The 13,720-nt window shown below is 55.4% G+C and carries 11 protein-coding genes and 1 pseudogene; 3 read left to right on the top strand and 9 right to left on the bottom strand.

Going from position 1 to position 13,720, the window contains the following annotated elements; all coding sequences use genetic code 11:
* The first annotated feature begins 35 nt into the window (after positions 1–35).
* Entirely contained in the window at positions 36–3,419 is a 3,384-nt protein-coding gene (locus WDB70_RS10115) for a PDZ domain-containing protein (protein ID WP_406663943.1), read from the top strand.
* Between the two features lie 247 nt (positions 3,420–3,666).
* Here WDB70_RS10115 and WDB70_RS10120 read toward each other — a convergent pair whose 3' ends face one another.
* Positions 3,667–4,401 carry a carbonic anhydrase gene (locus WDB70_RS10120; protein ID WP_406663945.1) on the bottom strand — a complete coding sequence of 245 codons (735 nt, stop codon included), beginning with the start codon at positions 4,399–4,401 and terminating at the stop codon, positions 3,667–3,669.
* 139 nt (positions 4,402–4,540) lie between these two features.
* Between WDB70_RS10120 and WDB70_RS10125 the strand changes: the two genes are divergently transcribed.
* Positions 4,541–4,894: a DUF3147 family protein gene (locus tag WDB70_RS10125; RefSeq protein ID WP_406663947.1), complete on the top strand. Its 354-nt coding sequence runs from the start codon at positions 4,541–4,543 to the stop codon at positions 4,892–4,894.
* A 34-nt stretch (positions 4,895–4,928) separates the two neighbouring features.
* On the opposite strand, the pseudogene WDB70_RS10130 reads toward WDB70_RS10125, so the two are convergent.
* The 7 genes and pseudogenes from WDB70_RS10130 to guaB form a co-directional block, all read right to left on the bottom strand.
* Positions 4,929–5,000: pseudogene (locus WDB70_RS10130) on the bottom strand (hypothetical protein); the annotation flags it as partial.
* 64 nt (positions 5,001–5,064) lie between these two features.
* Positions 5,065–5,640: a uracil phosphoribosyltransferase gene (locus tag WDB70_RS10135; RefSeq protein ID WP_406668068.1), complete on the bottom strand. Its 576-nt coding sequence runs from the start codon at positions 5,638–5,640 to the stop codon at positions 5,065–5,067.
* 16 nt (positions 5,641–5,656) lie between these two features.
* Positions 5,657–6,412: a hypothetical protein gene (locus WDB70_RS10140; RefSeq protein ID WP_406663949.1), complete on the bottom strand. Its 756-nt coding sequence runs from the start codon at positions 6,410–6,412 to the stop codon at positions 5,657–5,659.
* On the bottom strand, positions 6,409–7,008 hold the full coding sequence (locus WDB70_RS10145; RefSeq protein WP_406663951.1) for an AAA family ATPase: 600 nt from the start codon (positions 7,006–7,008) through the stop codon (positions 6,409–6,411). The genes WDB70_RS10140 and WDB70_RS10145 overlap by 4 nt, the downstream gene beginning before the upstream one ends.
* On the bottom strand, positions 7,005–7,820 hold the full coding sequence (locus WDB70_RS10150) for a radical SAM protein (protein ID WP_406663953.1): 816 nt from the start codon (positions 7,818–7,820) through the stop codon (positions 7,005–7,007). The genes WDB70_RS10145 and WDB70_RS10150 overlap by 4 nt, the downstream gene beginning before the upstream one ends.
* Before the next feature lie 914 nt (positions 7,821–8,734).
* Positions 8,735–10,312, bottom strand: a complete 1,578-nt coding sequence (guaA, locus tag WDB70_RS10155; RefSeq protein WP_406663955.1) for a glutamine-hydrolyzing GMP synthase — start codon at positions 10,310–10,312, stop codon at positions 8,735–8,737.
* A gap of 52 nt (positions 10,313–10,364) precedes the next feature.
* Positions 10,365–11,828: an IMP dehydrogenase gene (gene guaB, locus WDB70_RS10160; protein ID WP_406663957.1), complete on the bottom strand. Its 1,464-nt coding sequence runs from the start codon at positions 11,826–11,828 to the stop codon at positions 10,365–10,367.
* 137 nt (positions 11,829–11,965) lie between these two features.
* Between guaB and xseA the strand changes: the two genes are divergently transcribed.
* Complete coding sequence (gene xseA, locus WDB70_RS10165) at positions 11,966–13,303, top strand: exodeoxyribonuclease VII large subunit (protein ID WP_406663959.1); 1,338 nt, start codon at positions 11,966–11,968, stop codon at positions 13,301–13,303.
* On the opposite strand, the gene WDB70_RS10170 is transcribed toward xseA, so the two are convergent.
* Positions 13,300–13,707, bottom strand: coding sequence for an OsmC family protein (locus WDB70_RS10170; RefSeq protein ID WP_406663961.1), 408 nt, complete (start codon positions 13,705–13,707; stop codon positions 13,300–13,302). The genes xseA and WDB70_RS10170 overlap by 4 nt on opposite strands.
* Positions 13,708–13,720: the final 13 nt, after the last annotated feature.

Below are 13,720 nucleotides of genomic sequence, written 5' to 3' on the forward strand. Positions count from 1 at the left end.
GAGCGTCTGTCGGCTACACCAAAAGGAATGGTTTTATGACTAAGCCAAGGGTATTCACAGGCGCCGCCATTGCGTCAGCGCTGACAGCGCTGTTATCGGCACAGGCCTGTGCACAAAAACCGGTTACCGATGACAACGTACAGGCGATGATCCGCTACCCGGCCGTACACGGTGATGAAGTGGTTTTTGCCGCTGGCGGCCACCTGTGGCGCACCAGTTTGTCTGGCGGCCAGGCCGTACAGTTAACCTCTGACAGCGGTTACGACTCCGCACCGCATTTTTCCCCTGACGGCAAATGGATTGCCTTTACCGGCTGGTATCAGGGCAACACGGATGTTTACATCATCCCCGCCATGGGCGGCGCCGTTAAGCGCCTGACCTATCACTCCATCAACAGCAAAATCGGCAAAGACAAACTGAGGCCAGCACCCGACAACACTGTGCTGGGCTGGACACCGGATGGCAAAGATGTGGTGTTCCTGTCTCGCCGCGACAGCTTTAACCCGCAGGTGATGCACGCTTTTAAAGTACCGGTTGGTGGCGGTTTGCCAACCGAGTTACCGCTGCCCTGGACCGGCCCCCTGTCTTTTGCCAGTAATGGCCACGAAGTGGCGTATAACAAGCTCAGCCGGGTTTTTCGCCCTTTCCATCGCAAGCACTATTACGGTGGCCAGGCTCAGGACATTTGGACCTACGACTTCAACACCGGCAAAACCGAGCAAATTACCCACTGGAAAGGGGCTGATGTCTGGCCGATGTGGCACGGCGACACGCTGTATTTCACCTCTGATCGCGGCCAGCATGGCGTACAAAACCTCTGGTCGTATTCCATGACCAGCCAGCATTTCAGCCAGCTCACCCACTTTGACACTTACGATATCGACGCGCCGACGCTAGGCGATAACGCCATTGCCTTCTCTGACGGAGGCCAGTTGTATGTCTACCAGTTGGGCGACAATAAACTGCAACATATCAAAGTGACCGTGCCCCTGGACGGCACCCGCACCCAGCCCCACTGGGTTGATGCTTCGCATCAGGTGAGCAGTGCCAGTGTTGCCCCCGACGGTAAACTGGCAGTGTTCTCTGCCCGTGGCGCCCTTTTTACCGTACCGGCCAAATACGGCAGCATCCAAACCCTGACCCACGACCCGGCCGCCGATGAGCGTCAGCCAGCCTGGTCACCGGATGGCAAGCACATCGCCTATATCTATGCCAAAGGCAAGCAAAGCGAAATTGCCATTCGTAGCGCCGCCGGTGGCGCACCGAAGCTGCTGACCCACAGCCATGACATCAGCTATCAGGGGCCGGTTACCTGGAGCCCGGACAGCAAGTGGATCACCTATGTGGATTCCAACCAGAACCTGTGGCTGCAAAATGTCCAAAGCACTAAACGCTATAAAGTGGCCACCGACCACAGCAGCCGTTTTACCTTTACTGACCTCGCCTGGGCACCGGGCAGCGACTGGCTGAGCTTCTCGAAAACCCTCCAGACCCGTAAAAGTGGCCTGTTCCTCTACAACGTGAAAGCGCACCAGCTGCATAGCGTCTCTGCTGGCCGCTTCAGCGATTACAGCCCGTATTTTTCCGATAACGGTAAATACCTGTATTTCGCTTCTGACCGGGTGGTTAACCCAACGCTGTCCAACTTTGACGAAACCATGGCCAGCCTGAACAGCTCCGGCCTCTATGCCACCACCCTGGCTAACAACACGGTTTCTCCTCTGGCGCCACGCCAACCAAAGCCGGTGGCCGACAGCAGCAAGAAGGACGACAAAAAAGGCAAGGATAAGGGTAAAGACAAGGCCAAGGCACTGCACATCAACCTTAACGGCCTGATGAGCCGCGCCGTACGCCTGCCGGTGCCTGACACCAATATCTCCGGCGTTTTTGCCGCCAAGGGTGTGGTGTTCTACCTTACTCACCCCAATGAAAACCTGGCTGGGCCTTTGACCGGTGAAGTGCCCGAGTTACGGGCTTACTCACTGGATAAACGTAAAGCCGAAACCCTGGTCAAAGGCGTACAAGAGGCCGAGCTGTCAGCGGACCATTCCACGCTGTTCTATCAGGCCAAAGGCAAGTGGCAGCTGCACCCAGCCAACTTTGACAGCCATGCCAAAGCCGAGGCCTTGAGCCTGGCGCATATGCGCCGCTGGGTTGAGCCACATGCCGAATGGGGCACCATCTTTAATGAAGCCTGGCGTGATGTGCGCGATTACTTCTTAAACCCGGAGCTCATTAAGTCTGACTGGGCCAGCATTGGTGAACGCTATCGCAAGCTGCTGCCTACCGCCGCCAGCCGTGATGATGTGAACTGGTTGATTGCCAATATGATTGGCACCCCAGGTGAAAGCCACATGTATGTCTTCGGCGGCGATCAGGGCTGGAAAAGCCCGGCCACTACCACCGCCGATCTGGGCGCTGATTTTGCCCTTGATAAAGCCTCTGGCCGCTATCGGCTCGCCAAGATTTACAAGGGCGACAACACCGTACCGGGCTATGAGTCACCGCTGGGTCAACCGGGCTTAAAAGTGGCTGAGGGCGACTATATTCTGGCGATCAATGGCCAGCCGTTAAAAGCCCCCACCAACCCCTACGCCCTACTCAACGGCACCTTTGGCAGCACCGTGCAACTGCGCCTGTCACGCCATGCGTCCGGTAAGGATGCCTGGACCATCAACGTTAATCCGGTGGCCAATGGTAACAACCTGCGCCTGGAAGCCTGGATAACCCACAACCGCGAGGTAGTGAACAAGGCTTCTGGCGGCAAAATCGGTTATGTCTATCTCAAAGACATGGAAACCGAAGGGATGCAGGAGTTTGTGCGCCAGTACTATAGCCAGACCCGCAAGCAAGCGATCATTTTCGATGACCGCTGGAACCTGGGCGGTTTCATTGACCCCTTCATTTTTGACCGCATTCATCGGCAAATGGCGGGCATGTTTACCAACCGCTACGGCTGGGCAAACCCGACCCCCAACGCCTTCAACGGCTACATGGCGGCGCTGATCAACCGCGGTTCAGCCTCAGACGGTGACATCTTTGCCTACATGTTCAAGGTGGACCATCTTGGCCCTACCATCGGCAGCCGTACCTGGGCTGGCGTGCGCGGCCTGGACGGCCCCTTCCCGCTGCTGGATGGCGGTTCCCTGGTGGTGTCTGATGACGGCATGTACGGCAACAATGGCCAGTGGATCGTCGAAAATATCGGCGTGTCACCGGATGTCACAGTGCACAACGAAGCGGGTGACCTCAACCATGGCGTTGATAAGCAGTTGCAAACGGCCATCAACATGATGATGCACAACATCGCCAAAGCGCCGCGTCACCTGCCGCCACCACCAGCCTGGACGCCGGCTTTCCCGCCACAACCGGCTTACCCGAAATGTACCGATCACCACAACGACACCACCTGTAGTTAAAGGCGTGTTCCAGTAAAAAGCGGCCACCAATGTGGCCGCTTTTTTATGCCTGGATGCTGTGAACCAACATAGCTGCTAATCATTAAATGCTCAGTCACACCGCAATCGACTCTTAGTCAATATTCAAAAGAACACTCACCAAGTATGGAAAGGGTTAAGGAGCAGGGCTTTAAAGCCCGGTCAAAATACTGGGTACACCATGAAAAAGCCGCCCAGTGGGCGGCTTTTTATCACGAGAAATACTCACTTAGTTGCCAACTACCATTCTGGCATTGAGCGGTTGTACTGGCCGGTTATTGGGGTGGCCCATCACATCCATAAAGGCTCGGATCTGCGTTTTACTGGCGGTAATGGGTTCTTTTAATAAAAACCAGCTAACACCTTCTGAACACGGTGGCGTGGTAAGTGAGCCGGAAAACGCGTAATAGGCAGTATCTTTTGGCAGCAAGGCCGAGGCGTCGACGTGTTTTTCCAGCATGGTTTTCCCACCGGCAGCTGTCGGCATCTGCCGAAAGATGTTCTTCAGTGCAGCATTGGCCTGACCGTAGGTAAACATCACGCCAATAACAGCGAGAGCACCGTTTTCATCGGTATGAACCAGGTGCATTTCCATGGGGAAATGGCGGCCATTAATGGTGTTTTCACTGGGCGAGTGAAAGTGCAGCTGCTTTAAAGCGTAACTGTGGCCGTCAACGCTAAAGGCGCTGCCCGGCTGAAAGTCTACTTTGATGGTGTGGCCGTTATTGAGAACCTCGTTCCCTCCGGCATGGTAATTCAACATCAGTGTCGGTAACTGCGCCGAAAAGCTGCGGGCAACATCTATCGGTGACTGATTTTTGCCCATACCACACATGGCATAGTCAGCAGACAACCCGGCCCAGTGCTCGGGGCCTTCTTTGCCATCATAGCCCCAGTGGGTACCGGCTGCGGCAAGACCAGAGAGCCCCAACAACAGTGCAAAAGCAGTAAGGCGATAACGCATAACGAATTCCTTTTTGTTGGATAACGCTTTAGCAGTATAGAAGCTCACCAGCGGCTATCACGGCTGAGCCTCCTTTGCTGATACAACCTCCGGCAGATGAGTTAGCATAGCGCGGCATTTTTTCAGAAGGGGGCTTAGCATGGGCTGGCTTATCAGTAAATACCTGATCACCGCGGCACTGGTTGTGGTGGTATCGGAAGTGGCTAAACGCAGCGACAGATTCGGCGGCCTGATTGCAGCCCTGCCGCTGGTGACCGTACTGACGCTGATATGGCTTTATACGGAAAAACAATCACCGGAAAAAATCGCCAACCACGCCTGGTATACCTTCTGGTACGTGGTGCCGACCCTACCCATGTTTTTGCTATTTCCGGCGTTGTTACCACGCCTGGGCTTCTGGCTGACACTCGGCGCCAGCGCCCTGCTGACCATGGTCTGCTTTGCCCTTTTTGCCCTGCTGGTGCGCCACTGGGGTATTGAACTCTGGCCATAAAAAACCCCGCTTTGCGGGGTTTTTCATACAACCATCATTCCCACTCGATAGTGGCTGGCGGCTTACCGGAGATGTCGTAAACGACGCGGCTGATGCCGTTGATCTCGTAACTCAGAAGATGGATATCTTTCTCGCTCATGTCTGTCGAGTACAGCTTTCTGAGTCGTTACTCAAGCCTCGCACTTCCAACTAGTCGTGCCAAAAAGCCGAGCGCCGGTATCAGTAGAACCTCTGCCAACGTAAGAACGATCGGATACCCGGGCGACATGGAAATCCACAGCAGGAAACTCCTCCACTAGCACTTCTAGATTGTGGCGGTAAGCCACCAGTGTTGCTACGACTATGCTCGAAGGCTCAAGAGCCATTAGTGAACTCAGAATCTCTCGGATTGATTGCCCTGTGTTGATTACACTGTCGACTATAACTACGACGCGCCCCTTAGCGGGCAAGTCTTCCAGACTTGAACCTTCGCTATGAAGCACAAGAGAACTTCCGGAAAAGGAGGACCAAACTCCCTCCGCTACAAAAAGGCCGGCCCTCATAACCGCCACAACGATGGGCTCACTCTCTACCTTCACCCTGACCCCTGTCGAAATGCCAGCAACGTGATTAATCTCGACATCTTCTAGTAGAAGATGCTGAGCAACTGAACCAGCCAAACTCCGCCCGACGTTACGGTGCGCTTCAGCCAACGCAGGTCCAGCCAGATCAGCTTGCCGTGTCGTATTGACAAGCAAACGCATCATTGTTTTGTCTGAATGGTCAATCAGCACTCCATTTTCCTCCCTGAAGGATCATCTTGGCCGCTTCAGCAGCCGTGCATGTGGGAAACTCGTCAAAACGCCGGTCATCTACAAGAAGATGACGGACAGAGGGTACTCCAGCCAATTCGCAGCGCAAAGCAGGGCTGCCTTTGGAGTCGGGTACGAACAACGCCATATCTGCAGTAACAAGCATTGGCAGGTCGACGCAACTATCGCCAGCAGCAATAACTATCCATCCTAGGTCTCTGAGTGCGCTCACAATATCGCCCTTAGACCTAGCAGAAATTACATATTCATCTAACTCCTGATGACAGCCTCCAAATACAGGAATTCGGTCATGACCTGCATTTGATAAGGTGCGGCGCCAAATTTGAGGGATACCAGCGGTCACAACCATGATGGGCACTTGGTCAGCAAGAGTGCTAAGGATCTCCTGCCAACAGGCCCTCAATCGAATGGCATCAGCTACGCGTTCAAGCTCGGATACATACGTCTCCGTATGAACGGTAGACCAAAGGCTGGAAACAGCAGTAAACGCCTCATCCTTGTAGCCTAACTGTTCAAACGTTTGTCGAATTGAGATATCTATCCCAAGCGATCGCCCGACAAGCAGCCCTGTATCCTCGATACAAAGTGTCCGGTCAGCATCCAAGACGAGACAAACTCCCAAAGCATGTCCATCACGCAAGGGCATGTACTTTTCCAACTCCTCGCATAAGACTTTGTCCGTCAAAGGCGGCAAACCGAGCTTCATAACGCACCCAATGGGGCAATTTTATTGAGGAATTTAGTCATAGCGTGCAACCGCAGGGGCAGTTCACATTCAGCCAGCTCGAGCAATGGAACACCCATTTCTCTGGCAAGCCAGCGCCCCTCACGCAGCTCAACCTCAAGATGAGCAGAGATATCATCGATTGACTCATTGCCACGCGCACGCCCATCGTTTTCTCGTTGCGCTATCACCGCCTCAGGCTGGGGATGTATGATCACAAGGGCTTGAAAAAATTCTTTATCTTCAGGTGTAAAGATGGGCTCAAGGACACCCGTAGTTCTATTTCGAAGGGTGAAATGTCCGTCAACAAGCAAGCGTCCCTGACATTGGCTCTGAATCCGGCGCAACTCCTGAATCGATTGCTCACGCACGGCTTGTCGACGTTCAGGATCCCAACTATCCAGATCGTTTACAGATGCAGGTGCAATAATCGACTTCACAATAGATGATCCCGTCACTTGCATGTCCCGCATTTCCCATTCGACATGTGCGCGTAGCAGGGTAGTCTTGCCTGCCCCAGGAACACCGCCAACACAGATCGCAACACTTCTAAAGAGAGCTTCCGCGCACTGGCTCATATGATTCTCGCCTCCGCGCTTCGAATTTCGGCATCAAGCCACTCAATTGCTTTCGCCTCTAGACGAGGAATACGATCATCTGGCTGCACTCCCGCAGGAACCAACTCAAGTCCCATCATCGGCGTGCAGGTGGAGCAGGCAGGTAAAAACAGCTTTTGACTCATATACCCGCGAATATCCTCAAGCGTAGTATCTGCCGTTATAGCCAGACCTTCTTCGTCCCTTGAAAGCTTTGCGATACGAGAGCAAACGAAAAGTCGGCCACGCTCCACCGTGACACAGTGGCGCCGATACCAACAACTATCAAACATCGCCTGGGCTTGTGTGGCCGAGACTTCGCGCTCATTTCCCCACGGGTCCCAACCCTCCTCATTCATCCGGAAAATAAGCTCCACATGCGGAGCAACAAGGGACATCCACTTGCGATAGCGATTCAGAATTGCGTCGCCTAGTCCATAGACACTGACACTTAATCGATGAATATGGCGTAACGAGCTTTTGGTTAGACCACGTGGCGTCAGGCCATTGGTAACTACCTCTAAACGCTCTGCAATCCCAACAGCAGAAATTCCACTCAATGCACGCTCTAACAAACGGCCATTGATAGTCGGCTCCCCTCCTAAGATGGCTAGGCTTTTAACTCTGACTCCTGCGGCGAAAAGATTACTGAGCGCCTCAATGATCTCTTCTACGGGCTCGCCAATAGATGGCGCAGGCTGTTGGGGAACCAAAAAACCACAATGGGCGCAAGCGAGGGTACAGCGTGAAGTGATCGATATTTCCAGTTCGCGAATACGAAAGGTCTCTTCCATTAGCTCCTTCATAGAGGCTCCAAACATCTAAGTAATAAGTGCGCCCAGCAAAAGAATGAAGCTCGCGCTCACCCGCTCGTTCCGCCGAGCTAAACATCATTATCAACAATAACATGGGACATCCACTCCGATACCACAATAAAATCAAAGCCATAACGAAGCCATTAGCTCTGCAGACCTTTTACTGGAACGCCTTGTTGTCAAAAGTGGTAGCTTGCTTGAGGCAAGGAGGTCAGCGGTCAACTTGGTAAAGAGCAGAAGACGCGTCAGGAATAGGCTTGTACAGAAAAGCACGGTGTCGCTGCTGCTGAGCGCGAGCACAGGACATGCGAGCCGGAATAAGCCGCCAGGGAAAGCTTTCAACCAAGCATCTCGTAGACGGTATAAGCAAAGTCACCGCATAACATGGACGGAGAACTCAGCAGAACACCCACTTTGAGCCTTTTTGTATATCAAGCTCTTACCAACTACGGGACGAAGCAGCAGATCTTATTTCCTGCATTCACATCCTATGGGTGATACCCCGGAGCCCGTTAAGTGAAGCGCTGAGACGGCGGGAGTGGATGGACAGCCGAGACAGGACGTCGAGGCAGGTGAATACGTGCTGGGAGCGCGTATGAACCGGTGGCCAGGGAACGACCAGAGACGAAGATTAAGCGAAACATGGGCGGTGCCTTTGGGCACTTTGTGCGAAAACAAAGTGCCTCGCCCGCCACTGCGACAAATCTGTCAGGAACAGATTTGAACATCGGAGAGCAGCGACAATGGCCCGTAAGGGCGAGGGCCTAGACGGCCCGAGTATTACCGGCAACAAAGGAATCACCAGCGTTAAAGCAGCCCGAAAGAAATGCCAAACACTGACAACTCACATCCAATAAAAAACCCGCCTTTCGGCGGGCTTTTTATTAGCAGGATTACTCCCACTCAATGGTCGCTGGCGGCTTGCCGGAGATGTCGTAAACGACGCGGCTGATGCCGTCGATTTCATTGATGATACGGTTCGACACTTTGCCCAGCAGCTCGTATGGCAGGTGAGCCCAGTGGGCGGTCATGAAGTCGATGGTTTCGACGGCACGCAAGGATACAACCCAGTCGTACTTGCGGCCATCACCCATAACACCAACCGAACGCACCGGCAGGAATACGGCAAAGGCCTGGCTGACCTTGTGGTAGAGGTCGGCTTTGTGCAGCTCTTCGATGAAAATAGCGTCGGCGCGGCGCAGCAGGTCGCAGTATTCCTTTTTCACTTCGCCCAGCACTCGCACGCCCAGGCCTGGCCCCGGGAAGGGGTGGCGGTAGAGCATGTCGTAAGGCAGGCCCAGCTCCAGGCCAATTTTGCGCACTTCGTCCTTAAACAGTTCACGCAGCGGTTCCACCAGCCCCATTTTCATGTCTTCCGGCAGGCCGCCAACGTTGTGATGCGATTTGATAACGTGGGCTTTGCCGGTTTTGGACGCTGCCGACTCAATCACATCCGGGTAGATGGTGCCTTGCGCCAGCCACTTGGCGTTTTTCATGCTCTTGGCATGTTCGTCAAACACCTCTACAAATACCCGGCCAATGGTTTTGCGTTTGGCTTCCGGCTCATCAATACCTTCAAGGGCGCTGAGGAAGCGCTCTTCGGCGTCGGCTTTGATGATGTTCAGGCCGAAGTGGTCACCGAACATTTCCATTACCTGTTCGCCTTCATTGAGACGCAACAGGCCGTTATCGACGAAGACACAAGTGAGCTGATCGCCAATGGCGCGGTGTACCAGCATCGCCACCACGGAGGAGTCGACACCACCGCTGAGGCCAAGGATCACTTCGTCGTCGCCCACTTGTTCTTTGATACGGGCTACCGCATCTTCGATGATGGCGGAGGCTGTCCACAGCGCTTCACAGCCGCAGATGTTCAGCACAAAGTGTTCCAGCATGCGCTTGCCCTGGCGGGTGTGGGTGACTTCCGGGTGGAACTGCACACCGTAGAAACGCTTGCTCTCGTTGGCCATGATGGCGTAAGGGCAGTTGTCGGTTTTGGCCACGGTGGTAAAACCATCAGGAATGGCGACCACTTTGTCGCCGTGGCTCATCCAGACGTCCAGCAGAGCTTTGCCGTCGTGGCTCACAGCGTCTTCAATAGCGTGAGTCAACGGGCTGTCGGCCAGCACTTCAATCTGTGCATAACCGAACTCGCGTTCCATGGAATCTTCCACTGCGCCGCCAAGCTGATGAGCCATGGTTTGCATGCCATAGCAGATCCCCAGTACCGGCACGCCAGCATTGAAAACGTACTCCGGTGCGCGGGGGCTGCCGTCGGCATGTACCGACTCTGGGCCACCGGAAAGAATGATGCCGTCAGGGTTAAATTCGCGGATGTCCGCTTCGCTGACGTCCCAGGCCCACAGTTCGCAGTAGACGCCAATTTCACGGATGCGCCGGGCAATCAGCTGGGTATATTGCGAGCCGAAATCGAGGATCAGCACGCGGCTATTATGAATGTCTTTACTCATTTGGCTTTTACTCTAAATAGCAAGGCGCCGGCACAAAGCCGGCGCCAGAAACTTAGCCCATGCGGTAGTTGGGCGCTTCTTTGGTAATGGTCACGTCATGCACGTGCGACTCACCCATACCGGCACTGGTGACCTTAACGAACTGCGCTTTGGTGCGCATGTCGTCAATGGTGGCGTTACCCGTGAGGCCCATGGATGAACGCAGGCCACCCATTTGCTGGTGGATGATGTCTTTGACTTTGCCTTTGTACGGCACCCGCCCTTCGATGCCTTCTGGCACCAGTTTGTCGGCCGCATTGTCAGACTGGAAGTAACGGTCAGACGAGCCTTTGGTCATAGCGCCCAGTGAGCCCATGCCACGGTAGCTCTTGAAGGCCCGGCCCTGATACAGCTCGATTTCGCCTGGCGCCTCGTCAGTACCGGCCAGCATGCCGCCCACCATCACCAGATTGGCACCGGCCGCGATGGCTTTACAAATATCGCCACTGAAACGGATGCCGCCGTCGGCGATCACCGGAATATCTTTGCCTTCGAGCGCCGCCACCACGTTGGAAACGGCTGTGATTTGCGGCACACCAACACCGGTGACGATACGGGTGGTACAGATAGACCCCGGGCCAATGCCCACTTTTACTGCGTCAACACCCGCTTCTACCAGCGCCAGCGCGCCTGCTGCGGTAGCAACGTTACCCCCGATGATTTGCACATCCGGGAAGGCGGCGCGGGTTTCGCGAATGCGGCTCAGCACCCCTTCGGAATGACCGTGGGACGAGTCAATCAGGATCACGTCAGCACCGGCGGCAACCAGCGCCGCTACGCGCTCTTCATTACCGGCACCAGCACCGACTGCCGCGCCCACTCGCAGGCGGCCACGCTCGTCTTTACAGGCGTTGGGTTTGCGTTCGGCTTTCTGGAAATCCTTAACGGTGATAAGCCCCTTGAGCACAAAGTTGTCGTCAACCACCAGCACCTTTTCCACCCGGCGCTGTTGCATCAGTTTTTGTACGTCTTCGCGGCTGGTGCCTACTTTGGTGGCAACCAGTTTGTCTTTCGGGGTCATCACTTCACTGACCTTGCGGCTGTGGTCAGTGACAAAGCGCACATCACGGGCGGTGATAATGCCTTCCAGCTCACCGCTGGTGGTCACTACCGGGAAGCCGGCAAAACCGTTTTCCTCAGTGAGCCGCAAAACGTCAGCAATGGTGTTGTCAGCCAACACGCAAACCGGGTCGGTGACCATACCGGCCACATAGCGCTTCACTTTGCGCACTTCTTCGGCTTGCTGTTCGATGCTCATGTTTTTATGGATAAAACCGATGCCGCCTTCCTGTGCCAGGGCAATGGCCAGGTTCGCTTCGGTGACAGTATCCATGGCAGCAGAGACCATCGGAATGTTGAGGGAGATCGTGCGCGTCAGTCGGGTGCGCAGGTCGGCCGTGTTGGGGAGCACCTCAGAGTGTGCAGGGAGCAGGAGAACGTCGTCGAACGTCAGTGCTTCTTCAATTACGCGTAGCATGGCAACAGCCTCACCGATGGATGAAAAGGGAGTACCTTGGTATAGGTGTTGCCGCGGCATTCTATCTGCGCCGAGGCACTTGAGCAAATGCTTTTTGCATCTGTTAGACTGCCGCAAACCATTTAGCCCCTCCAGTTATGCGCCAGATCTATACCGTCAGCCAACTCAACACCCGCGCTCGCACGCTGCTGGAAGGCGAATTGGGGCTGCTGTGGCTCAGTGGCGAGCTGTCCAATTTCAAATCTTACGGCTCTGGCCACTGGTATTTTTCCCTCAAGGATGAACGCAGCCAGGTCAGCTGCGCCATGTTCCGTGGCAAGAATATGGCCGTTACCTTTGCGCCGCGTGACGGTATGCAGTTGCTGGTACGCGCCCGGCCAACGGTATACGAGCCCCGTGGCAGCTATCAGCTGGTTGTGGAATTTATGGAGCCGGCCGGCGATGGCCTGCTCAAGCAGCAATTTGATGCCCTGAAACTGAAACTAGCCAGTGAGGGGCTGTTTGCTGATGCCAATAAAGTGCCGTTGCCGGCCCACCCGAAACGCATCGGCGTGATCAGCTCCGCCAGTGGCGCTGCCGTGCATGACATTCTGACTGTGCTCAAACGCCGCGCGCCTTTTCTGGAGGTGGTGCTCTACCCGGCTAAAGTGCAGGGCCAGCAATCCGCCCAGGAGCTATGCACGCAGCTGGCCCGAGCGGTAACACGGGCAGAAGTGGATGTACTGATCATTGGCCGTGGCGGCGGCAGCCTGGAAGACTTGTGGAGTTTTAACGATGAAGCGCTGGCCCGGGCCATTGCCGCCTGCCCTATTCCGATAGTGAGCGCCGTCGGCCATGAAACTGATGTCACCATCAGCGATTTTGTGGCCGATGTACGGGCCGCCACACCATCGGCAGCCGCCGAACTGGTGTCAGCACAGGCTGCACAAATCCAAAGTGCCCTGGCACAACTGAGCCGGCGCCTGGCCAGTGCCACCGCCCGCCAGCTACAACAGTGGCGACAGCGCCAGCAGGCCCTGGGCCTGCGCCTTGGCCGCCAACAGCCAGGCCGTAAGTTGGAGCGCGACGCCCAGCGTCGTGACGAACTACAGCAGCGCTTGCAGCGGGCCCTGCCTCGCTATTTGGCGCGCGGGCAGCAGCAGCTACAGCAGCTACAGGCACGGTTACAACGCCAGCACCCCGGCCAACGCTTGAGCCTGGCTAACCGGCAGCAGGCGCTGGCACAGCTGGCGCTGCAACGAACCATGAGTCAGCAGCTTGCTAGCCAGCGCCAGCGGCTACAACAAGCGGTTGCCCAACTGCAACTGGTCAGCCCGCTGGCCACCCTCAGCCGCGGCTACAGCATCACCCAGAACGACCGTGGCGAAGTGATTGACAGTATCGCCAAGGTCAGCGGCGGCGACAGCCTGCAGATCCGGGTGCGTGACGGCATTATTACTGCCAACGCTACCGGGAGCAGCCGTACTGAGGATTAATCGGCCAGCTGGGTGCTGATGGCAATGGCGCTTTTGGTCATCAGCTTGTGAATGGGGCAGCGGTCGGCAATGGCCAGTAGCCGTTCCCGTTCTTCATCACTGAGGTTGCCTTCCAGCGTCAGGGTGCAATGCAGGCTGTAATGGCCGGCCCGTTCTTCGCTCTGGTCACGTTCTACCCGTACTGCCACTTTTTGCAGATCCATCTTCTTGACCCGCGCATACAGTTGCAGTGTTTGGGCCTTACAGGCACCCAGTGCCATATCGAAGTAGTCATGAGGGTCCGGCGCCTGACCTTCACCACCGGCTTCTTCCGGCACGTCCACATCAATCTCGGCAAAGCCGGGGATCTGAGCCCGTTGTAGTACTTTGCCAGCCGTTACGGTTTCCAGAGTAATGGTGCGCATGGAGCCTCCTTGG

This window comes from Gallaecimonas aegicerasi (genome assembly GCF_045291545.1).
Classification (GTDB): domain Bacteria; phylum Pseudomonadota; class Gammaproteobacteria; order Enterobacterales; family Gallaecimonadaceae; genus Gallaecimonas.